Origin of the sequence: Acinetobacter sp. WA-87, from assembly GCF_039938935.1 — a bacterium.
GTDB lineage: Bacteria > Pseudomonadota > Gammaproteobacteria > Pseudomonadales > Moraxellaceae > Acinetobacter > Acinetobacter seifertii.
The window spans coordinates 217608-241963 of record NZ_JBDUVF010000005.1 but is presented as its reverse complement, the minus strand read 5'-3'; the positions used below and the strand labels follow the sequence as shown (position 1 = coordinate 241963).

The following is a 24356-nucleotide window of genomic DNA, read 5'->3' as shown; positions in this document are numbered from 1 at the left end:
CGTTTAAGCAAAATACTTTAAACTCATCAAGAGCATATTTTCACAACCTAAAAGTGAAGTTGCTCTTCTGTTAAGTACATCGCACAGGAAAATGTTTAATGAGCCTTGATAAACCCACTTTGATTATTCGTCAGTGGAACGATTTACAAGATTATCAAAGCAAATTCGAATTGATGAAAAACCTGACCAATCAACGTGATGAAAATACACCCGACGAGCTGTGGTTACTCCAGCATCACGAAGTTCTAACTCAAGGTCAGGCAGGAAAACCTGAGCATATTCTAATTCCATCTAACATTCCTGTGGTTCAAACTGACCGTGGTGGGCAAGTGACATGGCATGGACCTGGTCAACTCGTTGCTTACTTCATGTTTGATCTTAATCGTCTGAAGTGGAATGTGCGTACATTAGTCAGTTTTGCTGAACAATTTATGATAGATGTTTTAAAGAAATATAATATTGAAGCATATGCAAAACCTGATGCTCCAGGTGTATACGTAAATGACAGAAAAATAGGTTCCTTAGGTTTCAAAATTCGTCGTGGTCGTAGTTATCATGGTCTAGCCTTAAACCTAGACTGCGCATTAACTGGTTTTCAAACCATTAACCCATGCGGTTATGCTGGTTTGGAAATGGTTCGCATACAAGATTTGGTGACTCCATATCCATCATTTGAACAACTTTGTCAGGACTTTATTGAGTATATTAAGACATCTGGTCACTTTAATGACCCTGAAGTCAAAATTGAATAAATGATTTTGAGATGGAATAAAAATATATTAGAGTAATTACTCTAAATTTGCTTTTGCATAATTTTAAGAAGGGATAGCAAGTGATTTCGACAAAAGCTGTAAAGCCCACTCTGCAACTTGCCTACGTTAAGCTCATGATGGACGTTGTTGGTCGAGGCTTAGTCATGGCAAGTCAGGTAGATAGTGAAATACAAGAGGAAGTGTCTAAATTTCCTGTTCACTTTGTACTTTCAATGAATGTTTTCCCAAATGGACCAGCATTTTTTGCACGAGTGACAGAAGATAAACAATTAGAACTGCTGAAAAGAGCGGAAAAAAAGCCTGATTTAACCATTACGTTTAAGCATGTAACTCATGCTTTTTTGGTGTTCTCTTTTCAGGAAAGTACCGCTCAAGCATTTGCAAATGACCGCATGATTGCTGATGGCGATGTATCCGCAGCAATTCGTTTAGTGCGCTGCCTAAATAAAATGGAATCTCTCATTTTACCGAAATTGGTAGCGTCACTTGCAGTTAAAGAATATCCAACCGAACTCACCCTAAAAGAAAAATTCAACGAAGCTGCAAATATTTACTTAAAAGTAGCTAAGTCTTACTTCAAGCGGAGCGCATAACATGGCTAAACCATATTACGAATTCTTTTGTCCTGTAAAAGTCATTGCCGGTAATGCTGCTTTAGAACATATTCCGTTTGAACTTGCAACTTTAGGTGCAAAGCGTCCGCTTATCATTACAGATAAAGGCGTTCGCGCAAATGGCTTACTCAACCCTATTGAAGCTGCATTTAGCACGACTGATGCTGTGATTGGTCATGTTTTTGATGATGTTCCACCAGACTCAAGTCTTGAAGTAGTTCGTCTTGCTGCTGAAGCTTATCGCACAAATAAATGTGATGCGATTATTGCTGTTGGTGGTGGCTCTGTTATTGACACCTCCAAAGCAACCAATATTTTAGTCTCAGAAGGTGGAAATGACCTTCTTCAATATTCTGGCGCTCATAACCTACCAAAACCATTAAAGCCATTTTTTGTGATCCCGACCACTTCAGGTACTGGTTCAGAAGTGACTATGGTTGCGGTGGTTTCCGACACACAAAAGAATGTTAAATTGGCATTTGCTTCATACTATTTAATGCCACATGCTGCAATCTTAGATCCACGCATGACATTAACATTGCCACCTCACTTGACGGCAATGACTGGTATGGATGCATTAACACACTGTGTGGAAGCATATACATGTATGGCAGCCAATCCACTCAGCGATGCTTATGCGAGTGCAGGTATTAAAAAGATTAGCGAAAATCTATTTAACGTTTTAGAAAATCCAAATGACTCACAAGGTCGTTTAGAGCTTGCACAAGCTTCCACAATGGCAGGTATCGCATTTTCCAATTCGATGGTAGGTCTTGTACACTCTTTAGGACATGCATTAGGTGCGGTCGCTCACCTGCCCCACGGTTTATGTATGAACCTATTCTTACCTTATGTGCTTGAATACAACAAACAAGTAAATGGTCAGAAAATTGGTGAGTTACTATTACCTCTAGCTGGTGCAGATATTTATGCCCAAACTCCAGCAACCCAACGTGCAGATAGAGCAATTACGACTATTCTAGCAATGCGTGATCACTTGTTTAGCCTAACCAAGTTACCTCGTACCTTGCGCGAAACTGGTAAGGTTACTGAAGCTCAACTTGATGAAGTTGCTGAAAAAGCACTAAATGATGGCTCTATTATTTATAATCCTAAGGAAGCAAGCTTAAAAGACATACGCGAGATCTTACAAAAAGCTTGGTAACTTAAGTTTTAGATATTTAAAGTAAAACTTAAAGGTCTGATTTTTATGACAAATCAGACCTTTTTTATATCTATGAATTTTTATTCATCATTTTCTTTGGAAATATGGCAAAAAATTTGCTAAAAATTCCACGAAAGTACTGACAATTTGCATCAATTTAGGATAGATTGGCGCACTTTATCTTTTATGTAGGGGGGATCGTTCGTCTCAAACGATCCTTAACACCAAGCTGATCCTTGATCAACGATTATGAGGATAACGCCGTTGACAAACTTATCTGGGACTAAACCAACAGCTAAGCTCCAAAAGAATCTTGTGCTATGGCACATCATTATTATTGGTTTAGCTTATATTCAACCATTAACTTTATTTGATACTTTTGGTTTAGTATCAGAACGAAGTGGTGGTCATGTACCTACTTCTTATATTTTTGCGTTAGTTGCGATTTTATTGACGTCAATCAGTTATGGACACATGATCAAACGCTATCCTTCTTCAGGATCAGCATATACCTATGCCCAAAAGTCAATTCACCCTAATGTTGGTTTTATGGTGGGTTGGTCATCTTGGCTAGATTATTTACTTTCACCACTCGTCAATATCATTTTGGCCGATATTTATTTAAGAGCATTGTTTCCGGAAGTAAATAATTGGTTATGGGTTATTGGCTTAACTGCACTAATGACTGTTATTAACTTATTCGGCGCACGTTTTGTTGCTCGCTTTAACAGCACAATTGTAGTTATTCAACTTGGTGTAATCTTTTACTTTGTTTATCAAGTGTATACCTTGCTGACCCAAGGTGTATATGCTGACGGTACGTTAAATCCGGATAAAGCTGAATTATGGTCACTCACTCCTTTTTGGAATGATATGACCTCTATTAGTGCTTTGATTGGTGGTGCAACAGTACTGTGCTTTTCTTTTACAGGTTTTGATGCTTTATCTTCACTTGCTGAAGAAACAAAAGATGCAGAAAAAACCCTTCCAAAAGCGATTTTTTCAACAGCACTTCTTGCTGGTGTCATTTTTATCATAAGCACTTACTTTATCCAGCTGTATTTCCCGAGCAACCCTAATACGTACTTTAAGCCTTTAGATGAATCACAACCTGTGATGGTTGCAGCAATTGGTAGCATCGCATTTAAAACATTAGTTTTATACTTTGCCGTGGTTGCAGTAATGGCATCGGGTATTTCAGCACATGCTGGTGTATCTCGCTTAATGTATGTTATGGGACGTGATGGCGTTATCAATAAAAAGTTGTTTGGTCATATTAGCCCAAGACTACATACTCCAACTTACAACATTCTTATTGTTGGTGTAGTTGCGCTGTCTGCTGGCTTTTTAGACCTTGAACATATTGTTAACTTAATTAGTTTCGGGGCCTTAACTGCTTTTAGTTTTGTGAACTTCTCTGTAATTTCGCGCTATGCGCTTAGAGATGGTAAAAACAAATCTGTTAAAGATATTATTAATTACATTATTGTACCGACGCTTGGCTTTGCCAGTGTGTTCCTAATGTGGTTAGAAATTGACAAGCTTGCTTTACAAATTGGCTTGGCTTGGGCAGTGGTTGGTGTAGGTTATCTTGCTTACAAGACCAAAGGCTTTAAATACAATGCTCCTCAACACAACGAGCATGAATAATAAAAAAGGCGCTTAAAGCGCCTTTTTTATGGACTTATTATCCAAATATTTTATTTACAATACCTTGTACGCGTTTTGCATAAAGTTTTGCTGTTTCCAAGTCCCCTGTTGGAATCTCATCAACGCTTGCGTCTGATGGCGACTGAACAAGTAGACCTACTGAACCGCCTAGGTTATTTACATCTTCACGTGTTGCACTTTTTGTATTTGATGGCGGCAATCCAAGACTCACCCAAATACCACCATGTTGTGATGCTAAAGTTTGTAATTGAATAAGCGTAACTTGCTTATCACCATTTAGACTTGCACTGTTGGTAAAGCCTGCAAATACTTTATCTTCCCAACCACGTGTAAACCAAACTTTTGAAGTTGCATCAGCAAATTTTTTAAACTGCCATGGTGCCGTACCCATATAAGTCGGAGCACCAAAAACAATACCTTTTGCATTGTTTAATGTTTCCCAATCTTGCTCAGTAATATTACCTTCCTGATCAATCTGGATAAGTTGAGCATTAATTTCATTAGCAAAAGTTTCAGCAACTACTTTCGTGTGGCCATAACCAGAGAAATATACAACCGCAATATTAGAATTAGACATGGGAGAAACCTGTGTTTTATTAAATTCCATTTTATGATATATTTTAGAAACTAGGTGTCAATTAGTTACCACTTGGTAACTAGTATATTTTTTTAGAAATAAGTAGGTAAATGGTATGAATGAATGTCTAAAATACAATATTTTTCAACAACATTGCCCTGCTCGTTTATTTTTTGAAAAAATTGCAGATAAGTGGGTTTTACTCATCTTAAATATTCTTGAGGAAGAAACGCAGCACTTCAATTTACTCAAAAAGAATATTCAGGGTATTTCACCTAAAGTCTTGTCACAAAAGTTAAAAATGCTAGAAAGAGATGGCTTTATCGAACGTAAAATTCAAGATACCTCACCTATCCGTGTTGATTACTCACTTACTGCTTTAGGGCAAAATGTAGCTTCAATGGCATTCCAATTAAAGGAATGGGCTGAAACAAACATTGAGCAAGTTTTAGCAGCACAAATCACCTATGATGAAAAAGTACTAGAACAAGCTTAAATTAAAATTAGATCAAAAAAATAAGGCCACCAAGGGCCTTGTTTTTTTGTATTTAGGAAACTAACCTAAATTTTTAAAACCTTGCTGACGCCATGCTTCGTAAACAATTACAGCCGTTGCGTTAGACAAATTCAAACTTCTAGAGTTTTCAGCCATTGGCAAGCGAATCCACTGCTCTTGAGGGAACATCAAACGAACATGCTCAGGCAAGCCGCGTGTTTCTGGCCCCATCAGTAAAGCCACAGGTCGATTCAAATCAACTGTATGCGGAGTTGCAGAACCCTTCGTCGTTAGAGGAAAGACATGCTCAACACCTTTTGACTTTAAGTCTGCGAGGCATGCTTCAATATTGTCCCAAATCTGCATTCTTGCCCATTCATGATAATCAAGCCCTGCACGTTTAAGCTTTTTATCATCAAGCTCAAAACCTAAAGGCTTAACCAAATGCAATTGAGCCCCTGTATTCGCACATAGTCGAATAATATTTCCTGTGTTTGCAGGAATCTCAGGCTCGTATAGAACAACATGAATCACTTAATTACTCACTTAAATTACTTGTTGGTTAGCTCAGGCAATCATTAACTTAATCGAAGATAATTATTAGCCCACTAGTTCCACTGTAACTGTTCACGCAGACGTACGACCTCACCAATAATCGTGAGAGTCGGCGCATGAATTTGATGTTCTGTCACTTTAGATGCGATATCAGCAAGTGACCCCACCACAACCTTTTGTTCAGGGGTTGTACCCTTTGAAATTAATGCAACTGGCATATCTGGGCGCTGTCCGTGAGCGATTAATTGCTCACAAATACGTTCCAAGCCTACTAAGCCCATATAGAGAACTAAAGTCTGGTTCTCATATACCAGCTCATTCCAAGGAAGCTCAGGAGAGCCTTCTTTTAAATGGCCAGTTAGAAAACGTACACTCTGCGCATAATCACGATGAGTGAGCGGAATACCCGCATAAGCTGAACAGCCAGATGCTGCTGTAATACCCGGAACCACCTGAAATGGCACACCAGCTTGGAATAATTCTTGGATCTCTTCACCACCACGCCCAAAAATAAACGGATCACCGCCTTTTAAACGACAAACACGCTTTCCTTGTTGAGCATATTCAACGAGTAAAGCATTGATCCCATCTTGGGGAACCGAATGATTTGAGCGAGCTTTTCCGACATATATTTTTGTCGCGTCTCGACGGCATAACTCTAAAATAGGTTGAGATACCAAACGATCATAAATGACCACATCAGCTTGCTGCATTAAACGTAAAGCTTTTAAGGTAAGCAGTTCAGGATCACCAGGACCTGCACCCACTAAATAAACTTCACCTTTAGGTGCTTTCCACTCCTGCAATGCTTGTTCAAGCATGCTATCCGCAATATCTAGATTATCGTTAAAAACCTGCTCTTTTAAGGGACTTGCATACAAGTTTTCCCAAAAAATACGGCGTTCATCGGGATTAGAAATTTTTTCTTTAACCTGATTTCGCCATTTTCCTGAAAACTCAGCTAACTTCCCCATTCCATGCGGAATGGATGTCTCTAACTGTGTACGGATTTGACGAGATAAAACAGGAGATGTCCCATTTGAAGCAACCGAAATCACTAAAGGTGAACGGTCAATAATCGCAGGAACCATAAAGCGGCAATGTGGAATATCGTCAACACTATTTACGAGTAAATTACGTACTTCGCATTGCTCGAAAACTGTTTTATTGACTTGCGGATCATTGGTCGCGGCAATGACGAGTCGATATGGTGTACTTAAAAACTTCTCAGAGAAAACTTCAACAAAATGCTGACCATTTGTTGTTGTTACTAATTGCAGAAGCTGTTCTTCAATTTCAGGAGCAACAATATCAATTATTGCCCCCGCCTTAACTAATAAGGTTGCCTTGCGTAAAGCAATATGCCCTCCGCCCACAATCAGACAACGTTGCTGCTGCAACTTTAAAGAGATTGGAAAAATATCCACCTTAAACCTCTACATCAATCATCTGATTATGTTTAAGCAAAAAACGTGCACAATTTAGATGCAAAGTTTAGTCAATAAACGTTACACCACCCATATATGGGCGTAATACTTCTGGAATCTCGATTGAGCCGTCTTCACGTTGGTAATTTTCCATTACCGCAAGCAAAGTACGCCCTACTGCAAGACCTGAGCCGTTTAGCGTATGCACTAATTCAGTCTTCTTCTGATCCATACGGAAGCGCGCTTTCATGCGACGTGCTTGGAAATCACCCATATTAGAGCAGCTTGAAATCTCACGATATGTATTTTGGCTTGGAACCCACACTTCTAAATCGTAAGTTTTCATCGCACCAAAGCCCATATCACCACCACAGAGCAAAATTTTGCGGTATGGCAAACCAAGTGCCTGCAAAATGCCCTCGGCATGTGCAGTGAGTTCTTCAAGTGCCTGCATAGATGTTTCAGGTTTAACGATTTGCACCATTTCAACTTTATCAAATTGGTGCTGACGGATTAAGCCACGTGTATCACGTCCATAAGAACCAGCTTCACTACGGAAACATGGTGTATGCGCTGCATATTTTAGTGGTAAACGGTCTGCATCAATGATTTCGTCGCGAACAAAATTTGTGACAGGAACTTCAGCTGTAGGAATAAGGTAGTATTCTTTTTCGCCTTGAAGTTTAAATAAATCTTCTTCAAATTTTGGTAATTGTCCTGTCCCACGAAGTGAGTCAGCATTAACCAAATAAGGCACGTAAGCTTCAGTATACCCATTCTTTAAAGTATGGGTATCAAGCATGAACTGAGTTAAAGCACGTTGTAGACGCGCTAAAGGCCCCTTCAACACGCTGAAACGTGAACCAGTAAGTTTGGTCGCAGTTTCAAACTCTAGGCCGCCCATCCACTCGCCTAAATCAGTATGATCTTTGATTTCAAAATCGAACTGACGAGGTGTACCCCATTTTGAGATTTCAACGTTATCACTTTCATCCTTACCAACTGGAACAGACTCATCTGGTAAGTTTGGAATGCTTAGTGCTTTTTGCTCAATCTCGTTTTGTAGTTCTGATAAAGCAACTTCAGCAGCTTTAATCTCATCACCAATGGCCTGCATACGTGCCATGATTTCAGAAGCATCGCCACCGGATTTTTTAATCTGACCCACTTGTTTAGCACCGGCATTTCGCTCTGCCTGTAACTTTTCAGTTTTTGATTGCAAGTCTTTACGGCGAGTTTCTAAAGATGCCCATTCTTGGACATCTAGCTGAACACCACGTTTTGCTAAAGCTGCATTAACGACTTCAATATTATTTCTGAGTAACTTAGGGTCGATCATAATTAATCATAATATGGGTAAAAAACTGGCTATAGTGTAAGCCCTTAGCACTAAAAAATATAGTGATCATCTTCATATCGAATAGCTTTCACACAATTCTAAGAAGAGACCACATATTTTACATGTTGTAATTTGGCACACTTGGTAAATACTCAGGTTTAATGAACTTAGCTGCCTCAAAATACGGCAGTGTTAATTCAGTCATACCCTCTGCATAAGAAGCTAACTCATAGACTGGATAAACAAAAACAATCCCATTGGCACCATAGTAGTAATTATCACTTAACTGCAGTTTTTCACGGGTAATATTGTGGTCTTGAAGCCAGTTGGTATTCGCATCAAAAAGTGCATCAACAAGTTGTTTTTCTACATCTGGCTTAATAAGCTCAGCCACAGTAATGTGCTTTTTATTTAATAAATCGAAATTTACAAATTCTTGATGTGACATGCCATGTGCTGCACCTGCGGAGTATGAGTATGTCTGTAAGGCAAAGGTTGCAAGATTATAATTTTGTCCTAAATAACGAACATAAATTGCACTTTGACTTGAACGAGGCTCTCCCTCTGGTACTTCAACAGGTTTATCAGCCAAGTTTGCAAAAGCATTCGGATCAGCTTTTTTTATACGGTTCGTAAAATAATCATTAATCCATTTTTGATTCGTTTGTACTGTCTGGAAATCATATTCAGTACAACCATCTTCAAGGCAAACTTTAGACTTTGGTAATTTTACTGGAATTACTTTTGCCTGAATAACAGGAACTTCAACTTGTTTTTGCTCTTTTACGGAAGCACTAGATGCAGGTTGCTCATCTTTAGCTGCAGATTTTGGCTGACAACCACTTACTGCCACCATGGCAGCTACCATAGGAAGAATGAAAATAATTTTCTTATCGTAAAGTCGCATGTTAATCCCCGTATATTCTCTTTTATCACTATACAAAGCGTAAGAATAAGACGGGGTTAAAAAATGTATCTAGGGTTGATATATAAAAAGAAAGCCACCTGAAATGGTGGCTTTCTTAAAGAGTCAGAATAATTATTGGTCAATAATATCGGTGCCTTTAGGAGGCGTAAAATTAAAAGTAGAAGCTGGAATTGAAACATTCACTTTCACATTATTAAATTTCACGTAAGTGGTTTGACCTAAAGAATCTTGTAGCACCATTAACGTCGGTGCTTTGTTTGCACCAAAACTAATCGTTAAACTTTGAAAAGCGCCATCTTCTTTTTTAGGAAATAAAGTGAAGTATAACTTAGACTTATCTGGCTGAGTCACTCGGTAAGACTTCATGATTTGATTGGTATTACCTGAAAGCAATAAAGCTGGCGTATCGGCTACTTGTGAATCTAAACTTTGACGTACGGCTTGTTGTAAATCAGGATCATAAATCCAGACTGTTTTACCACTAGTTACAATAGTCTGTTTAGACGGGCTCACAGTTTCCCAATAAAATTTCCCTGGACGTTCAACCTTCATAGACCCCTTAAACGTCTGGTTCATATGCTGAGCACCTAAACCTTTTTTCTGTACCACAGTTTTTGTATTAGATTTCGTTGTTTGCTCAAAATCGGCAGTTAAACGTTGTAATCCTGACAACTGATTTACCAAGTTACCAATTGCCTGTTGCTCCGGTGCTGCTACTGGTGCAGCGAACGCTGTAGTACTCATTACAGGAGCAAGCACTGACGCGCTGAGTGTAATAGCACACATGGTTTTACGAAGCATATTCATGTCATCACCTTTTTAGTTGCTGTAAGATAACCTATTAAGCTTTGATTAGAACAAGCAGAATAAGCTCTTCATTTCATGACCCATATTAACCGACAAACTCAGTGCTAATCATTGAGAAAATAAGATATTTTGTTATGTTATTCATATTGTTTGTAGAATTTCATTCATCATGATGAAGATAAAATTAATGAAGTTCCATAAAAAAAGCCCACAAAATGTGGGCTTTTTTTTAAAGCTAAAACTTAAACAGCTTCAACTTTTACGTAGCGACGGCCAAATTGACCTTTCACTTCGAATTTTACTACGCCGTCAGCAGTAGCAAATAAAGTATGGTCACGGCCCATACCAACATTTGCACCAGCGTGGAATTCAGTACCACGTTGACGAACGATGATGTTACCAGCAGTTACAGTTTGACCACCGTAAACTTTAACACCTAACATTTTTGGGTTTGAATCACGACCGTTCTTCGTCGATCCACCGGCTTTTTTAGTTGCCATGTCTCTTACTCCTCGTGATTAGCCTGAAATACCAGTAATTTTCAACTCAGTGAACCATTGACGGTGACCTTGTTGCTTACGGTAGTGTTTACGACGACGCATTTTGATAATGCGGATTTTGTCGTGACGACCATGACCAATCACTTCTGCAGTTACTTTAGCGCCAGCTACAACTGGAGCACCGATTTGAATGCTGTCACCATTTACAACCATTAATACATCATCAAATGTAATAGTTGCGCCAGACTCAGCTTTCAATAATTCAACTTTAAGGGTTTCACCCTCAACTACACGGTGCTGTTTACCACCGCTTTGGATTACTGCGTACATAATGTACTCCAATCAGCCCGTGTCGTCGTGTCGATAAAGGGATATATCGATCTTAAAACGAACGCCACTGGGGTTATACAAGGCGACAGATTTTAAGTGAAATTTGATCAAACGACAAGTGCTTTATCTTTATCTATACAACTAGAAGGGGTTATTCTTACACAATAAAAACAGCTTCGATTCGAATTTGGTACTTTTCATTGATTCTGAATAGAATTTAAAATAAAGTTCCAATCACAACTTGCAACAAGAACAAGCTGTATTCATGTTGACGTTATTAAAATTTATTGTTTTGTCGGAAACACATCGTTTTGCCGAAATAAAGAACAAAGAACTCTTCATGAATATACAATGATGAATATCAATTGCTTGTTTCCCTGTTTAATGCACTTTTAATTGATACACTAACGCCAATTATTACCTATACGGGGTTTTTCTTCATATGGTCATCGATTTTAAGCAAGACATTCTCGCTCCTGTTGCTACAGACTTTGCTGCGATGGATCACTTGATTAATGAAGGAATTAGCTCAAAAGTCGGCTTGGTCATGTCGGTCAGTAAACATGTTGTTGAAGCTGGTGGCAAACGTATGCGCCCAATCATGTGTTTACTTGCAGCACGTGCTTGTGGTTTAGAGAACATGGCAAATGCACAGCGTCTGGCAGCCATTATTGAAATGCTCCATACCGCAACTTTAGTGCATGATGATGTGGTCGATGAATCGGGGCTTCGCCGTGGCCGTCCTACTGCCAATGCAACTTGGAACAACCAAACTGCCGTGTTAGTGGGTGATTTCCTTATTGCTCGCGCTTTTGACCTATTGGTCGACTTAAACAACATGACCTTATTAAAAGACTTCTCAACAGGTACATGTGAAATTGCAGAAGGTGAAGTACTACAGCTTCAATCTCAGCATCAACCAGATACAACCGAAGAAACATATTTAAAAATTATTCATGGTAAAACTTCTCGCTTATTTGAACTTGCAACTGAAGGTGCTGCTATTTTGGCGGGCCAAGAAGCCTATCGTGAACCTTTAAGATTATTTGCAGGTCATTTTGGAAATGCCTTCCAAATTATTGACGATATTTTAGACTACACGTCGGATGCTGAAACATTAGGTAAAAATATTGGTGATGATTTGATGGAAGGTAAACCGACTTTACCGTTAATTTCAGCATTAGCACATTCAACAGGTGAAGAACACGCCATTATTCGTCGTAGTATTGCGACTGGTGGGGTTGACCAACTATCAAAAGTCATTGAAATTGTACAAAAGTCTGGTGCTTTAGATTATTGCCAGCGTCGTGCCCAAGAAGAAACAGAAGCAGCACTGCAAGCTTTATCCATCTTACCTGATACACCTTATCGTCAGGCATTGATGAATTTAACTCGGCTTGCATTACATCGAATACAGTAGATACTATTTCGCCTATGCATATAAATTTTTCAGATCATTTTTTAAAAATCCAGAAACAGCTTGAAAATCCTCAAGCTGTTATTGATGAAAATATACTTATTGATTTAGTCAATGCTTTACGGCCATCCGATCCTCACGATACGGAGGAGATACAACAAAAAATACAAGCATTTATTGACAGCCTTTTACTTACCCCTACCGCTTCAGCTCTCTTACAATCCTTTTTATTACGTTTAATTAATCAATATAAGCAAGTGAGCTTATATGCAGATAGCGGCATTCTGTCTTTAGATGGTTTCTGGAATCAGCTTGGGCAAAGACTCGGTGGCCATTTCCTGCCACTTATTGAAGATTCAAGTCAACTCAAAATTTTGATTGGGAAAATTTTCTATTTAGAAAGTGATTCAATCTGGTTGAATCATATTGATGATAAAAATTGGGCAACTTTATTCGGACTTATTGGACAAAGTAATAGTAACGTCGATGAAAAACACGCTATTCAACGAGAGATGATTAAGGCTATTACCGTCTTGTCTTATCGGATTAGCGGTATTGGTCTTTATCCCGAGTTTATTAATGCTCAACCAGAACTAACTGAATACGAATCACCTTTTTTGGTACAAAACCGAGAAATCATTGAGTTTATCGAAAAATATAAAAAACAAGATATTTCTCAACATGACACTGTCGTAACAGTACCTCCAGATGCTTCTCAAGCTTTTGTAATGTTAGAACAATGTCGAGATGTTGTTTTAAAAATACGTCGAGCCACCAAAAGAATCGGTGTTAGTTTAAGTTTGACTTATTTGTTGTCTTTGCTTGAGCAGTGTTTAGACCGAATTGAATTATTACTTTATCTAGTTGTAGACGACAGTGAAGGACGCTACGTTTCTTTAGGAAACCTAATTTCGGACTTAACTAAAGCTCATTATAGTGAAAAAAGTGTTCGCTCTTTATTAAGCACCACCAGTGAACTCATCGCGTTTCAGGTTACAGAAAATGCGAGCCGTACCGGTGAACATTATGTAAGTACAGACACTAAAGGCTTTTGGGGAATGTACAAAGCTGCTGCTGGTGCAGGTGTCATTATTGCCTGCATGGCAACATTAAAGATTCTTGCTGCACGAATGACCATGGCACCGCTGATGCAAGCTTTTACGTTCAGTATGAACTATTCACTTGGTTTTATTCTGATTCACGTACTGCACTTTACCGTTGCAACAAAACAACCTGCGATGACTGCTGCTGCACTGGCTGCAACTGTACAGCAGCGTAAAGGCTCTAAAACTGCACAAATTGCAGAATTAGCAGCACTTATTATCAATATTATTCGAACTCAGTTTATTGCTATTTTGGGCAACATCTCAATTGCGATTCCCACTGCTGCCCTGATTACTTTTGCTTGGCAGTTTTACCTAGATGAGCCTTTATTAACCCATACCAAAGCAACCTATTTATTACATAGCTTAAATCCTTTTACGTCGTTAGCAGTACCACATGCAGCAATTGCAGGTGTGTGTTTGTTCTTGTCGGGTCTTATTGCAGGCTATTTCGATAATATGGCTGTTTATAGAAAAGTAGGGCCGCGTTTAAAAGCACACCGCCGTTTAAGGAACTTATTTGGACAAGAACGTCTTAATCGTTTTGCTGAATATATTGAACGTAACTTAGGTGCTCTTGCGGGTAACTTTCTATTTGGTGTCATGCTAGGAAGTATGGGAACCATAGGTTTCATCCTTGGTCTACCTCTTGATATTCGACATATTGCCTTTGCTTCAGCGAACTTCATACAAGGTTTAATGACCATTAATGGTAGCCCTGATATTGGTTTGATTATAGTTTCGTTTTTAGGTGTGCTCTGTATCGGCCTTACGAACCTCTTCGTAAGTTTCACGTTAACGATTATTGTAGCCCTACGCGCACGCCGAGTTCGCTTTGAACAATGGAAACCTTTAGCCAAACTGGTCATGACCCATTTTCTTACACGTCCAAGCGATTTCTTTTGGCCACCCAAACAGCCACTAGAACTCGAAGAAAATGCACAAGCCAGTAGTAGTAAAAAAGCAGAACACTGAGTTTTGCTTTGTACATAAAATGTGAATTTCGTCAATTTTGTTGTGATTGTTTTTCCAAATGTTAAAAAAATTTCAAAATGAATTTACGATGATCTATCAGGCTTGAAAAAAAGTGTACTGGCAAGTACACTTTCAACGGCGTTCAATAGTGAAAAAACTATATGAATGAGCAAAGGTGTGTTTATGCCCTATCTATTGCTTTGTATTGGTTGTGTTTTTTTAGGATTAGGTGTTCTTGGTCTTTTTGTACCAAGTCTTCAATCTTTGGACTTGCTCACCGTTCAAACATTGAGTCATCATCGTTTAGATTATCTTAATAGTATAACTACCTTTCTTGCACGCGTAGGCGGCATGCCTTTTGTATGTTTTTTATCCTTTCTAGTATGTGTATATTTAGCATGGTATAAAAAATTTATTACTGTTATTTTCATTAGCTTGGGAGTTATCGGCAGTATCACCATTGGTTGGCTGCTCAAATGGTGTGTTAACCGGCCTAGACCTCCTGCGGCATATCATATTGTTGAAAGTTACGGTGCATCGTTCCCAAGTGCACACAGTGTTTATGCATCAACACTGGCTTGTCTGGCAATGATTATGTTATGCCATAAGCACAACACTAACTCTCCTTATATTGTTTTGATCTCCTGTCTTTGGTTTGTGTGTATGGGGCTTTCAAGAATATATGCAGGAGTTCATTTCCCAACAGATGTACTCGCTGGTTGGGGCATTGGTTTTATTTGGATTGCACTGCTTTGGCTCTGGTTATTACAAACACAAAGTAGGTTAAGTAGAAAACAAATATATTTTTAGATTTTATCTAAACGAGGTGGAACAATGATGTCGGCTAAGCTTTGGGCACCAGCCCTTACTGCTTGCGCATTAGCAACAAGTATCGCACTTGTTGGTTGTAGCAAAGGCTCCGATGAGAAACAGCAAGCTGCTGCTGCTCAGAAAATGCCGCCTGCAGAAGTAGGTGTTATTGTTGCTCAACCACAAAGTGTTGAACAAAGCGTTGAGCTTTCAGGCCGTACTTCAGCATATCAAATTTCTGAAGTTCGCCCTCAAACAAGTGGCGTGATTTTAAAACGTTTATTTGCTGAAGGAAGCTACGTTCGTGAAGGTCAGGCACTTTATGAGCTTGACTCTAGAACGAACCGCGCAACGTTAGAAAATGCAAAAGCATCTCTCCTACAACAACAGGCAAATCTAGCTTCACTACGTACCAAGTTAAATCGTTACAAACAACTTGTTTCTAGTAATGCTGTGTCTAAACAGGAATATGATGATTTACTTGGTCAAGTTAATGTTGCAGAAGCACAAGTTGCTGCAGCTAAGGCTCAAGTAACAAATGCAAATGTAGATCTTGGTTATTCTACAATTCGCTCTCCTATTTCTGGGCAATCTGGACGTTCGACAGTAACAGCTGGTGCTTTGGTTACTGCAAATCAGACTGATCCGTTAGTGACAATTCAACAGTTAGATCCAATCTATGTTGATATTAATCAGTCTAGTGCTGAATTATTGCGTTTACGTCAACAATTGAGTAAAGGCAGTCTGAATAATAGTAACAACACGAAAGTAAAATTAAAGCTTGAAGATGGTTCTACCTACCCGATCGAAGGCCAGCTTGCTTTCTCTGATGCTTCTGTAAACCAAGATACAGGGACAATTACATTACGTGCCGTATTCTCTAACCCGAATCATCTGTTACTTCCGGGTATGTATACCACTGCACAAATTGTTCAGGGTGTTGTTCCAAATGCTTATCTGATCCCACAAGCAGCCATTACACGTCTACCTACAGGTCAAGCTGTAGCAATGCTTGTTAATGCTAAAGGGGCTGTTGAGAGTCGTCCTGTTGAAACCTCAGGTGTTCAAGGACAAAACTGGATTGTGACAAACGGCTTAAAAGCCGGTGATAAAGTCATTGTTGATGGTGTTGCCAAAGTTAAAGAAGGGCAAGAAGTATCGGCAAAACCTTATCAAGCTCAACCAGCAAATCCTCAAGGTGCAGCACCAAATGCTGCTAAACCGGCTCAATCAGGTAAACCTCAAGCAGAACAGAAAGCAGCTTCAAATGCATAAGGGGTAGATTGAATGGCACAATTTTTTATTCATCGCCCCATCTTTGCGTGGGTGATTGCATTAGTCATTATGTTGGCGGGTATTCTCACGCTAACAAAAATGCCTATTGCACAGTATCCAACGATTGCACCACCGACAGTCACAATTGCTGCGACTTACCCTGGTGCATCGGCTGAAACCGTTGAAAATACCGTAACCCAGATCATTGAACAACAAATGAATGGTCTTGATGGCTTACGCTATATTTCATCTAACAGTGCTGGTAATGGTCAGGCATCTATTCAGTTAAACTTTGAGCAAGGGGTTGACCCTGATATTGCACAAGTTCAGGTTCAAAACAAATTGCAATCTGCAACTGCTCTTCTACCTGAAGATGTACAACGTCAAGGTGTAACTGTTACTAAATCTGGTGCAAGCTTCTTGCAAGTTATTGCATTTTACTCACCAGATAACAGCCTTTCAGACTCAGACATTAAAGACTATGTAAACTCGACAATTAAAGAACCGCTTAGCCGTGTTGCTGGTGTTGGTGAGGTACAAGTATTTGGTGGTTCATACGCAATGCGTATTTGGCTTGATCCGGCCAAACTAACAAGTTATCAACTCACTCCAAGTGATATTGCGACTGCGCTACAAGCACAAAACTCGCAAGTTGCTGTAGGTCAGTTAGGTGGCGCACCTGCCGTACAAGGTCAAGTACTTAACGCAACAGTAAACGCACAAAGCTTGTTACAGACTCCTGAGCAGTTTAAAAATATCTTCTTAAAGAACACAGCATCTGGTGCTGAAGTTCGTTTAAAAGATGTTGCTCGCGTAGAGTTAGGTTCTGATAACTACCAGTTCGACTCAAAATTTAATGGTAAACCAGCAGGCGGTCTTGCAATTAAAATTGCAACAGGTGCGAACGCACTAGATACAGCTGCTGCTGTTGAACAACGTTTATCTGAATTACGTAAGAACTATCCAGCAGGTCTTGCTGATAAATTGGCTTATGACACGACTCCATTCATCCGTCTTTCAATTGAAAGTGTAGTACACACATTAATTGAAGCTGTGATTTTGGTATTCATCGTCATGTTCCTATTTTTACAAAACTGGCGCGCAACGATTATTCCAACGCTTGCAGTTCCAGTAGTTGTATTAGGTACATTTGCTGTTATTAATATCTTCGGTTTCTCGATTAACACTTTAACCATGTTTGCTATGGTATTGGCAATCGGTCTTCTGGTCGATGACGCCATTGTTGTAGTCGAAAACGTTGAACGTGTAATGAGCGAAGATCATACCGATCCGGTTACGGCAACTTCTCGTTCAATGCAGCAGATTTCTGGTGCGTTAGTAGGTATTACCAGTGTATTGACAGCGGTATTCGTACCAATGGCCTTCTTTGGTGGTACAACAGGTGTAATTTACCGTCAATTCTCGATTACCCTTGTAACAGCAATGGTTCTATCGCTAATTGTAGCGTTAACATTCACCCCTGCACTTTGTGCAACTATTTTAAAACAGCATGATCCGAACAAAGAACCAAGCAATAATATCTTTGCTCGTTTCTTTAGAAGCTTTAACAATGGTTTTGACCGCATGTCACATAGCTACCAAAATGGTGTTAGTCGCATGCTTAAAGGCAAAATCTTCTCTGGCGTTCTTTATGCTGTTGTAGTTGCCCTTTTAGTATTCTTGTTCCAAAAACTCCCATCTTCATTCTTACCAGAAGAAGATCAGGGCGTTGTAATGACACTTGTTCAACTACCTCCAAATGCAACGCTTGACCGCACAGGTAAAGTGATTGATACCATGACAAACTTCTTCATGAATGAAAAAGACACTGTTGAGTCTGTCTTTGCCGTTTCTGGTTTCTCATTCACAGGTGTGGGTCAAAATGCTGGTATTGGATTTATTAAGTTAAAAGACTGGAGCAAGCGTACATCACCAGAAACTCAAATCGGTGCATTAATTAAACGTGGTATGGCATTAAATATGATCGTTAAAGACGCATCTTATATCATGCCATTACAACTACCAGCGATGCCTGAACTAGGTGTAACTGCCGGATTTAACTTACAGCTTAAAGATTCAAGTGGTCAAGGCCATGAGAAACTGATTGCCGCTCGTAACACGATTTTAGGTCTTGCATCACAAGATAAACGCCTTATGGGTGTACGTCCAAATGGTCAGGAAGATACACCTCAGTATCAAATTAATGTAGATCAGGCTCAAGCTGGCGCAATGGGTGTGAGCATTGCTGACATCAACAATACAATGCGTATTGCATGGGGTGGTTCATACATTAACGACTTCGTTGACCGTGGTCGTGTGAAAAAAGTTTATGTTCAAGGTGATGCGGGTAGCCGTATGATGCCTGAAGACTTAAACAAGTGGTATGTACGTAATAACAAAGGTGAAATGGTTCCATTCTCTGCATTTGCTACTGGTGAATGGACTTATGGTTCTCCTCGTCTTGAACGTTATAACGGCGTATCATCGGTTAACATTCAAGGTACTCCTGCAACTGGCGTGAGCTCTGGTGATGCCATGAAAGCAATGGAAGAAATTATTGGTAAGTTACCATCTATGGGCTTACAAGGTTTCGACTATGAATGGACAGGTTTATCACTTGAAGAACGTGAGTCTGGTGCTCAAGCTCCATTCTTATATGCGCTTTCATTGTTAATCGTATTCCTTTGCTTAGCAGCACTGTATGAAAGCTGGTCAATTCCATTCTCGGTTTTACTGGTGGTACCACTTGGTGTCATTGGTGCAATCGTATTGACTTACTTGGGTATGATTATTAAAGGAGATCCAAATCTCTCAAATAACATTTACTTCCAAGTAGCAATTATTGCGGTGATCGGTCTTTCTGCAAAAAATGCGATCTTGATTGTCGAGTTCGCAAAAGAGCTGCAAGAGAAAGGTGAAGACTTGCTTGATGCAACTTTACATGCTGCAAAAATGCGTTTACGCCCAATTATCATGACGACCCTTGCCTTCGGTTTCGGTGTACTTCCACTTGCTCTTTCAACAGGTGCTGGTGCAGGAAGTCAACACTCGGTAGGCTTTGGTGTACTTGGTGGCGTACTCAGTGCAACGTTCTTAGGTATCTTCTTTATCCCTGTATTCTATGTGTGGATTCGTAGTATCTTTAAGTACAAACCAAAAACCATAAACACTCAGGAGCATAAATCGTGATGCAAAAAGTATGGTCTATTTCAGGTCGTAGCATTGCGGTATCTGCACTTGCGCTTGCTTTGGCAGCTTGTCAAAGCATGCGCGGCCCAGAACCAGTCGTGAAAACCGATATACCACAAAGCTATGCATATAACAGCGCTTCTGGTACGTCTATTGCTGAACAAGGTTATAAGCAGTTCTTTGCTGATCCTCGTTTGCTCGAAGTGATTGATTTGGCTCTTGCCAACAACCGTGACTTGCGTACAGCAACGCTCAATATTGAACGTGCTCAAGAGCAATATCAGATTACAAAGAACAATCAGCTTCCAACTATTGGTGCAAGCGCTAGTGCGATTCGTCAAGTTACTCCAAGCAGTAATCCAAATAACCCCTACTCTACTTATCAAGTAGGTTTGGGTGTAACTGCTTACGAGCTTGATTTTTGGGGTCGTGTTCGTAGTCTAAAAGATGCTGCTTTAGATAGTTATCTTTCAACTCAAAGTGCTCGTGATTCGACTCAAATCAGTCTTATTAGTGAAGTTGCTCAAGCATGGTTAAATTATTCGTTTGCAACAGCGAACTTACGACTTGCAGAGCAAACACTTAAAGCACAGCAAGACTCTTACAATCTCAACAAAAAACGTTTTGATGTAGGTATCGACAGTGAAGTTCCATTACGTCAGGCACAGATTTCTGTAGAAACTGCACGTAATGACGTAGCGAACTACAAAACTCAAATTGCCCAAGCACAAAACTTGTTGAACTTACTTGTGGGTCAACCAGTTGCACAAAACTTGTTGCCTACACAACCAGTAAAACGTGTTGCTCAGCAAAATGTATTCACTGCTGGTTTACCAAGTGACTTGTTAAACAACCGTCCAGATGTAAAAGCGGCTGAATATAACTTAAGCGCTGCGGGTGCGAATATTGGTGCTGCAAAAGCACGTTTATTCCCAACCATTAGCTTAACGGGTTCAGCTGGTTATGCATCAACTGACTTAAGTGATCTATTTAAGTCTGGTGGTTTTGCATGGTCAATTGGTCCAAGTTTAGATTTACCAATCTTTGACTGGGGCACTCGTCGTGCCAATGTAAAAATTTCTGAAACTGATCAGAAAATTGCATTGTCTAATTATGAAAAATCAGTTCAATCTGCGTTCCGCGAAGTGAATGATGCACTTGCTACACGTGCCAACATTGGTGACCGTTTAACAGCACAACAACGTTTGGTAGAAGCAACTAACCGCAACTACACACTTTCAAATGCTCGCTTCCGTGCTGGTATTGATAGTTACCTGACTGTTCTTGATGCACAGCGTTCATCTTATTCAGCAGAACAAGGTTTGTTATTGCTTCAACAAGCAAACTTAAACAACCAAATCGAGTTATATAAAACTCTAGGTGGTGGTTTAAAATCAAACTCTTCAGATACAGTGGTACATCAACCATCAAGTGCTGAACTGAAAAAGCAATAAGCTTTAAATCTGATTTTCATAAAAGCTCACTTCGGTGGGCTTTTTTATTGCAACTCATCTGAATATTTTTTATCTTGAATCTTTAAGAAATGTCGATTGATAAAAAACAATGTTATTAAGTAATTTAGAAAGCGTTCCAGGCCATCAAATTTTAAAACAACTCGATGTTGTGTATGGAAGCACTGTTCGTAGCAAACATGTAGGCCGTGACCTCATGGCAAGTTTAAAAAACATTGTGGGTGGTGAACTGACAGGCTACACCGAACTTTTAGAAGAATCCCGCCAAGAAGCTATGGATCGTATGATTGCAAAAGCCCAACAGCTTGGCGCAAATGCAATTGTTGGCATTCGTTTTTCAACTTCAAACATTGCCCAAGGCGCTTCCGAGCTATTTGTATATGGCACAGCAGTCGTTGTGCAACCTCAAACTCCACATCTACCAGACCCATTTAAAGCATAGGTAGAAAATGGACAATCTAATTTTTCAGCTTGTTGTTTTTCTCATTCTTTTCAGTATCGGTTGGGCTTTTGGCCGCCATATTGAACAAAAACATTTGAATGAACTTCTAGAAAAAGAGCAACAATTTGCCCATATCAGAATTGATACCAATCGTTTTGCAACAAGTGATCAGTTAGGCCACTTTATTAGCAGTAACGTGGTCATTTCCCATGACTACTTTAAATATGTACTGGCTTCTATAAAAAATGTTCTAGGTGGTCGTCTTAGCAGTTATGAAAGTATTGTTGAACGTGCTCGCCGTGAAGCGATTATTCGTTTAAAACAACAAGCACATAGTGTGGGTGCTAACCATATTATGGGAGTTCGGCTGAGTACAACCGAACTCGGTATGCAAGGTGGAATGGTTGAAGTTTTTGCTTATGGTACAGCAGTCAAAGACTAGCACTGCCCCATAGCAGAAAAATGTATACGCGGATTGCCAATATTTTTAGTTAAGTGTTGGCAAATTCCGGTAATTTTCCATTTGTCCTGTTGTTTTGCCAAAGTAAAATAATAGCGACCAAAAGAATGAAAATAATCATTTTCTGAAAAACGGTAAATTTGATAATTACACTCTAGCCAAGCTTGGTCTTGTTCAATCCGAATAAGAGGATTACTCAAATTGTGCTGTAGTCGCAAATGCGACAAAGCTTGTTGCCGTGAACCTTTAAATTCATGACAAGACACCACACATAGAGGTTCTCCTCTAAACTGGAAATAGTCCACCTCAAGTTGATCGGCCAATAACTCATCAAACGCATCCCAATTTTTCTGGTCAAAGACCAATTGAAAACGCGTTACAACGTCTAAGATACGATGGTAGTCTTGATCCATGGTGAACCTTCTATGTGGGTTTTTCCATCAATTTAGCACGGCGAAATCTCTTTTTTATTTCACTTTTGTTTTTCGAATCATTTTATAGAGTAATTTCGGGGACATACGGGAAACCATTACACCTAATTTTTCTTTCGTTCCACCCACTACTATATACTCTTGCCCTTGCATTAACGCCTTAACTGACTGTTCTGCAAAAACATCTGCTTCCAATCCATTTTCAATTGCTTCGTCTTGATGGCCTTGTGGCTGCCCTGCACCATTTAACGCATTAAATGAAACATTGGTTTTTACAAAGCCTGGGAAAATCACAGAAACTTCAACGCCTTGATCTGAAACTTCAGCACGCAAACTGTTGGCCCACATATGAATTGCAGCTTTAGCAGCCGAATAACTTGCACGATACTGCGTACCTAATAGCCCTGCTACACTAGAGACAAATACAACTCGGCCAGACTTTTGTTTGAGCATCGTCGGCAGCACAGTTTTGGTTAATGCCACTTGCGAGAAATAATCGACTTCCATAATGGCCCGTTCAGTTTCCATTGTGGTGTCCTGAATCAAAGCACGCTGACTTAAACCTGCATTATTAATGAGCCAGTCGATTCGGCCTTTGGCTTTTAAAATCTGCTCATACGCTTCTTGAACTTGCTGTTGGTTGGTAATGTCCGCAACTACCGACAAATGCTGGTCTGGATGGAGTAAACCAACGCGAACTTCTTCTAATTCTTCAAAGCGGCGTGAAGTTAAAATTACTTGAGCACCTTGCAGAGCAAACTCACCAGCTAAAGCTTTCCCTAAACCAGAAGATGCTCCAGTAATCCACACCACTTTATTTTGCAAAGTATCAAGTTTGGCCATGCTTTAAATTCCTATTATCTTTTTAAATTATGCTGCTTGATGCATGAAGGCCAAAAAGTGATTGATATAGTGAGTTGCTGTGGTCTGATCAACCTGCGTCCCCAATTTTTCCAAACGTTTATAGCCCAAATGCGTTGTCATATTAATGACCCCATTTAGGGTTTTATCGACAACTAAATTAAATTTTAAACGTTTTTTAGGTTCACGTACTAGGCTTGTTACGCCTAAATCCACAATTTGAATCAAGGTTTGAAAAGCTTCTTCTACGCTTTGCATATTGCCCGCGCGTATTTGCTCGGTCAGTGTTTGGGCTTGTTGCACAAGTTGAGGTGTGATCGGGTACGTAATATAAACATCTTGCTCACGTTCTTTCATGAGTGACGTCATATAATCAACCAAAGGTAATAGTCGATCATTACCAAAAAAAGAAACTGACCAAGGCATATACTTTCGGAAAGTATCTAAAATTTGTTGAAGAACTTTCTCAGACTCTTGGCGCTGCTTTTCGGTCATGGTCGAGTTGCCTTGCTCTCCTTGTAACAATACGGAGAACACTTGCTCAATAATTTCACAAGATAAATCAGAAAGAACATTACCCAATACTTTAGATTGGCTTTCTTTTACCCCTGCCTGCAATTTCTCTCGAATCGCAGCAAATTGCGTATAGGTCGAGTCGGAAATTTTTAAAAAAACTTTGTAGCTCATGAGTCGCATCCCTTATCAATTCTTTTGTAATTTTTGTGCCGTGCCGCTACAC

General features: G+C 39.6%; 24 protein-coding genes and 1 pseudogene. 14 read left to right on the top strand and 11 right to left on the bottom strand.

The window, feature by feature from the left end; all coding sequences use genetic code 11:
• Positions 1-98: 98 nt before the first annotated feature.
• The 4 genes from lipB (at position 99) to ABFY81_RS15365 (ending at position 4202) form a co-directional block, all read left to right on the top strand.
• The gene (gene lipB / locus ABFY81_RS15380) at positions 99-752 is read left to right on the top strand and encodes a lipoyl(octanoyl) transferase LipB (protein WP_004705883.1); all 654 of its coding nucleotides are present in this window, start codon (positions 99-101) and stop codon (positions 750-752) included.
• Between the two features lie 80 nt (positions 753-832).
• Positions 833-1366 (top strand): hypothetical protein, encoded by a 534-nt coding sequence (locus ABFY81_RS15375; RefSeq protein WP_004705882.1) that lies wholly within the window; start codon positions 833-835, stop codon positions 1364-1366.
• 1 nt (position 1367) lies between these two features.
• Positions 1368-2552, top strand: coding sequence for an iron-containing alcohol dehydrogenase (locus ABFY81_RS15370; protein WP_019457183.1), 1185 nt, complete (start codon positions 1368-1370; stop codon positions 2550-2552).
• Positions 2553-2816: 264 nt separating this feature from the next.
• Complete coding sequence (locus tag ABFY81_RS15365; RefSeq protein WP_019457184.1) at positions 2817-4202, top strand: APC family permease; 1386 nt, start codon at positions 2817-2819, stop codon at positions 4200-4202.
• A gap of 37 nt (positions 4203-4239) precedes the next feature.
• Here ABFY81_RS15365 and ABFY81_RS15360 read toward each other — a convergent pair whose 3' ends face one another.
• Positions 4240-4800: a flavodoxin family protein gene (locus ABFY81_RS15360; protein ID WP_019457185.1), complete on the bottom strand. Its 561-nt coding sequence runs from the start codon at positions 4798-4800 to the stop codon at positions 4240-4242.
• A 115-nt stretch (positions 4801-4915) separates the two neighbouring features.
• Between ABFY81_RS15360 and ABFY81_RS15355 the strand changes: the two genes are divergently transcribed.
• Positions 4916-5296: a helix-turn-helix domain-containing protein gene (locus ABFY81_RS15355; RefSeq protein WP_019457186.1), complete on the top strand. Its 381-nt coding sequence runs from the start codon at positions 4916-4918 to the stop codon at positions 5294-5296.
• A 60-nt stretch (positions 5297-5356) separates the two neighbouring features.
• Here the strand turns inward: ABFY81_RS15355 and ABFY81_RS15350 are convergent, their stop codons facing one another.
• The 7 genes from ABFY81_RS15350 to rplU form a co-directional block, all read right to left on the bottom strand.
• Positions 5357-5830, bottom strand: coding sequence for a tRNA (cytidine(34)-2'-O)-methyltransferase (locus ABFY81_RS15350; RefSeq protein ID WP_002051239.1), 474 nt, complete (start codon positions 5828-5830; stop codon positions 5357-5359).
• Positions 5831-5904: 74 nt separating this feature from the next.
• On the bottom strand, positions 5905-7278 hold the full coding sequence (gene cysG / locus ABFY81_RS15345; protein ID WP_019457187.1) for a siroheme synthase CysG: 1374 nt from the start codon (positions 7276-7278) through the stop codon (positions 5905-5907).
• Positions 7279-7345: 67 nt separating this feature from the next.
• Entirely contained in the window at positions 7346-8617 is a 1272-nt protein-coding gene (serS, locus tag ABFY81_RS15340; RefSeq protein ID WP_004705874.1) for a serine--tRNA ligase, read from the bottom strand.
• Positions 8618-8735: 118 nt separating this feature from the next.
• Entirely contained in the window at positions 8736-9524 is a 789-nt protein-coding gene (locus ABFY81_RS15335) for an RsiV family protein (protein ID WP_025465092.1), read from the bottom strand.
• A 132-nt stretch (positions 9525-9656) separates the two neighbouring features.
• The gene (lolA, locus tag ABFY81_RS15330) at positions 9657-10352 is read right to left on the bottom strand and encodes an outer membrane lipoprotein chaperone LolA (protein WP_019457189.1); all 696 of its coding nucleotides are present in this window, start codon (positions 10350-10352) and stop codon (positions 9657-9659) included.
• 242 nt (positions 10353-10594) lie between these two features.
• Positions 10595-10852, bottom strand: coding sequence for a 50S ribosomal protein L27 (rpmA, locus tag ABFY81_RS15325; RefSeq protein ID WP_004705871.1), 258 nt, complete (start codon positions 10850-10852; stop codon positions 10595-10597).
• Positions 10853-10870: 18 nt separating this feature from the next.
• Positions 10871-11182 carry a 50S ribosomal protein L21 gene (gene rplU / locus ABFY81_RS15320; protein ID WP_004705870.1) on the bottom strand — a complete coding sequence of 104 codons (312 nt, stop codon included), beginning with the start codon at positions 11180-11182 and terminating at the stop codon, positions 10871-10873.
• A 96-nt stretch (positions 11183-11278) separates the two neighbouring features.
• On the opposite strand from rplU, the pseudogene ABFY81_RS15315 reads away from it, so the two are divergent.
• The 9 genes and pseudogenes from ABFY81_RS15315 to ABFY81_RS15275 all read left to right on the top strand — a co-directional run bounded on the left by ABFY81_RS15315 (position 11279) and on the right by ABFY81_RS15275 (position 22307).
• Positions 11279-11578 (top strand): annotated as a pseudogene (locus ABFY81_RS15315) (hypothetical protein).
• 46 nt (positions 11579-11624) lie between these two features.
• Positions 11625-12602 carry an All-trans-nonaprenyl-diphosphate synthase gene (gene sdsA / locus ABFY81_RS15310; protein ID WP_019457190.1) on the top strand — a complete coding sequence of 326 codons (978 nt, stop codon included), beginning with the start codon at positions 11625-11627 and terminating at the stop codon, positions 12600-12602.
• Positions 12603-12616: 14 nt separating this feature from the next.
• Positions 12617-14677, top strand: coding sequence for a site-specific recombinase (locus tag ABFY81_RS15305; protein ID WP_347914105.1), 2061 nt, complete (start codon positions 12617-12619; stop codon positions 14675-14677).
• A 183-nt stretch (positions 14678-14860) separates the two neighbouring features.
• Complete coding sequence (locus ABFY81_RS15300; protein ID WP_004705866.1) at positions 14861-15487, top strand: phosphatase PAP2 family protein; 627 nt, start codon at positions 14861-14863, stop codon at positions 15485-15487.
• Between the two features lie 24 nt (positions 15488-15511).
• On the top strand, positions 15512-16762 hold the full coding sequence (adeI, locus tag ABFY81_RS15295; protein ID WP_004705865.1) for a multidrug efflux RND transporter periplasmic adaptor subunit AdeI: 1251 nt from the start codon (positions 15512-15514) through the stop codon (positions 16760-16762).
• Between the two features lie 12 nt (positions 16763-16774).
• Positions 16775-19951: a multidrug efflux RND transporter permease subunit AdeJ gene (adeJ, locus tag ABFY81_RS15290; protein WP_019457193.1), complete on the top strand. Its 3177-nt coding sequence runs from the start codon at positions 16775-16777 to the stop codon at positions 19949-19951.
• Positions 19951-21405, top strand: coding sequence for a multidrug efflux RND transporter outer membrane channel subunit AdeK (gene adeK, locus ABFY81_RS15285; protein ID WP_004705863.1), 1455 nt, complete (start codon positions 19951-19953; stop codon positions 21403-21405). Before adeJ ends, adeK begins: the two co-directional genes overlap by 1 nt.
• Before the next feature lie 109 nt (positions 21406-21514).
• Positions 21515-21865 carry a YbjQ family protein gene (locus ABFY81_RS15280; RefSeq protein ID WP_068936335.1) on the top strand — a complete coding sequence of 117 codons (351 nt, stop codon included), beginning with the start codon at positions 21515-21517 and terminating at the stop codon, positions 21863-21865.
• A gap of 7 nt (positions 21866-21872) precedes the next feature.
• Entirely contained in the window at positions 21873-22307 is a 435-nt protein-coding gene (locus ABFY81_RS15275) for a YbjQ family protein (protein WP_016803830.1), read from the top strand.
• On the opposite strand, the gene ABFY81_RS15270 is transcribed toward ABFY81_RS15275, so the two are convergent.
• Genes ABFY81_RS15270 through ABFY81_RS15260 form a run of 3 tightly spaced genes read right to left on the bottom strand, consistent with a single transcriptional unit; the run spans position 22304 to position 24304 of the window.
• On the bottom strand, positions 22304-22738 hold the full coding sequence (locus ABFY81_RS15270; protein WP_347914104.1) for a nuclear transport factor 2 family protein: 435 nt from the start codon (positions 22736-22738) through the stop codon (positions 22304-22306). The two genes, ABFY81_RS15275 and ABFY81_RS15270, sit on opposite strands and share 4 nt — an antisense overlap.
• Before the next feature lie 54 nt (positions 22739-22792).
• Positions 22793-23599, bottom strand: coding sequence for an SDR family NAD(P)-dependent oxidoreductase (locus tag ABFY81_RS15265; protein ID WP_016803828.1), 807 nt, complete (start codon positions 23597-23599; stop codon positions 22793-22795).
• Between the two features lie 27 nt (positions 23600-23626).
• Positions 23627-24304 carry a hypothetical protein gene (locus tag ABFY81_RS15260; protein ID WP_347914103.1) on the bottom strand — a complete coding sequence of 226 codons (678 nt, stop codon included), beginning with the start codon at positions 24302-24304 and terminating at the stop codon, positions 23627-23629.
• Between the last annotated feature and the right edge of the window lie 52 nt (positions 24305-24356).

What these genes read in the sequence shown, in the direction of transcription:
- ABFY81_RS15355 (WP_019457186.1), top strand. Translation starts at nt 4,916, where the DNA reads ATGAATGAATGTCTAAAATACAATATTTTTCAACAACATTGCCCTGCT.
- ABFY81_RS15270 (WP_347914104.1), bottom strand. Translation starts at nt 22,738, where the DNA reads ATGGATCAAGACTACCATCGTATCTTAGACGTTGTAACGCGTTTTCAA.
- ABFY81_RS15370 (WP_019457183.1), top strand. Translation starts at nt 1,368, where the DNA reads ATGGCTAAACCATATTACGAATTCTTTTGTCCTGTAAAAGTCATTGCC.
- ABFY81_RS15260 (WP_347914103.1), bottom strand. Translation starts at nt 24,304, where the DNA reads ATGAGCTACAAAGTTTTTTTAAAAATTTCCGACTCGACCTATACGCAA.
- ABFY81_RS15335 (WP_025465092.1), bottom strand. Translation starts at nt 9,524, where the DNA reads ATGCGACTTTACGATAAGAAAATTATTTTCATTCTTCCTATGGTAGCT.
- sdsA (WP_019457190.1), top strand. Translation starts at nt 11,625, where the DNA reads ATGGTCATCGATTTTAAGCAAGACATTCTCGCTCCTGTTGCTACAGAC.
- serS (WP_004705874.1), bottom strand. Translation starts at nt 8,617, where the DNA reads ATGATCGACCCTAAGTTACTCAGAAATAATATTGAAGTCGTTAATGCA.
- rpmA (WP_004705871.1), bottom strand. Translation starts at nt 10,852, where the DNA reads ATGGCAACTAAAAAAGCCGGTGGATCGACGAAGAACGGTCGTGATTCA.
- lolA (WP_019457189.1), bottom strand. Translation starts at nt 10,352, where the DNA reads ATGAATATGCTTCGTAAAACCATGTGTGCTATTACACTCAGCGCGTCA.
- ABFY81_RS15275 (WP_016803830.1), top strand. Translation starts at nt 21,873, where the DNA reads ATGGACAATCTAATTTTTCAGCTTGTTGTTTTTCTCATTCTTTTCAGT.
- rplU (WP_004705870.1), bottom strand. Translation starts at nt 11,182, where the DNA reads ATGTACGCAGTAATCCAAAGCGGTGGTAAACAGCACCGTGTAGTTGAG.
- ABFY81_RS15300 (WP_004705866.1), top strand. Translation starts at nt 14,861, where the DNA reads ATGCCCTATCTATTGCTTTGTATTGGTTGTGTTTTTTTAGGATTAGGT.
- ABFY81_RS15305 (WP_347914105.1), top strand. Translation starts at nt 12,617, where the DNA reads ATGCATATAAATTTTTCAGATCATTTTTTAAAAATCCAGAAACAGCTT.
- ABFY81_RS15360 (WP_019457185.1), bottom strand. Translation starts at nt 4,800, where the DNA reads ATGTCTAATTCTAATATTGCGGTTGTATATTTCTCTGGTTATGGCCAC.
- adeJ (WP_019457193.1), top strand. Translation starts at nt 16,775, where the DNA reads ATGGCACAATTTTTTATTCATCGCCCCATCTTTGCGTGGGTGATTGCA.
- lipB (WP_004705883.1), top strand. Translation starts at nt 99, where the DNA reads ATGAGCCTTGATAAACCCACTTTGATTATTCGTCAGTGGAACGATTTA.
- ABFY81_RS15280 (WP_068936335.1), top strand. Translation starts at nt 21,515, where the DNA reads ATGTTATTAAGTAATTTAGAAAGCGTTCCAGGCCATCAAATTTTAAAA.
- adeI (WP_004705865.1), top strand. Translation starts at nt 15,512, where the DNA reads ATGATGTCGGCTAAGCTTTGGGCACCAGCCCTTACTGCTTGCGCATTA.
- ABFY81_RS15265 (WP_016803828.1), bottom strand. Translation starts at nt 23,599, where the DNA reads ATGGCCAAACTTGATACTTTGCAAAATAAAGTGGTGTGGATTACTGGA.
- adeK (WP_004705863.1), top strand. Translation starts at nt 19,951, where the DNA reads ATGCAAAAAGTATGGTCTATTTCAGGTCGTAGCATTGCGGTATCTGCA.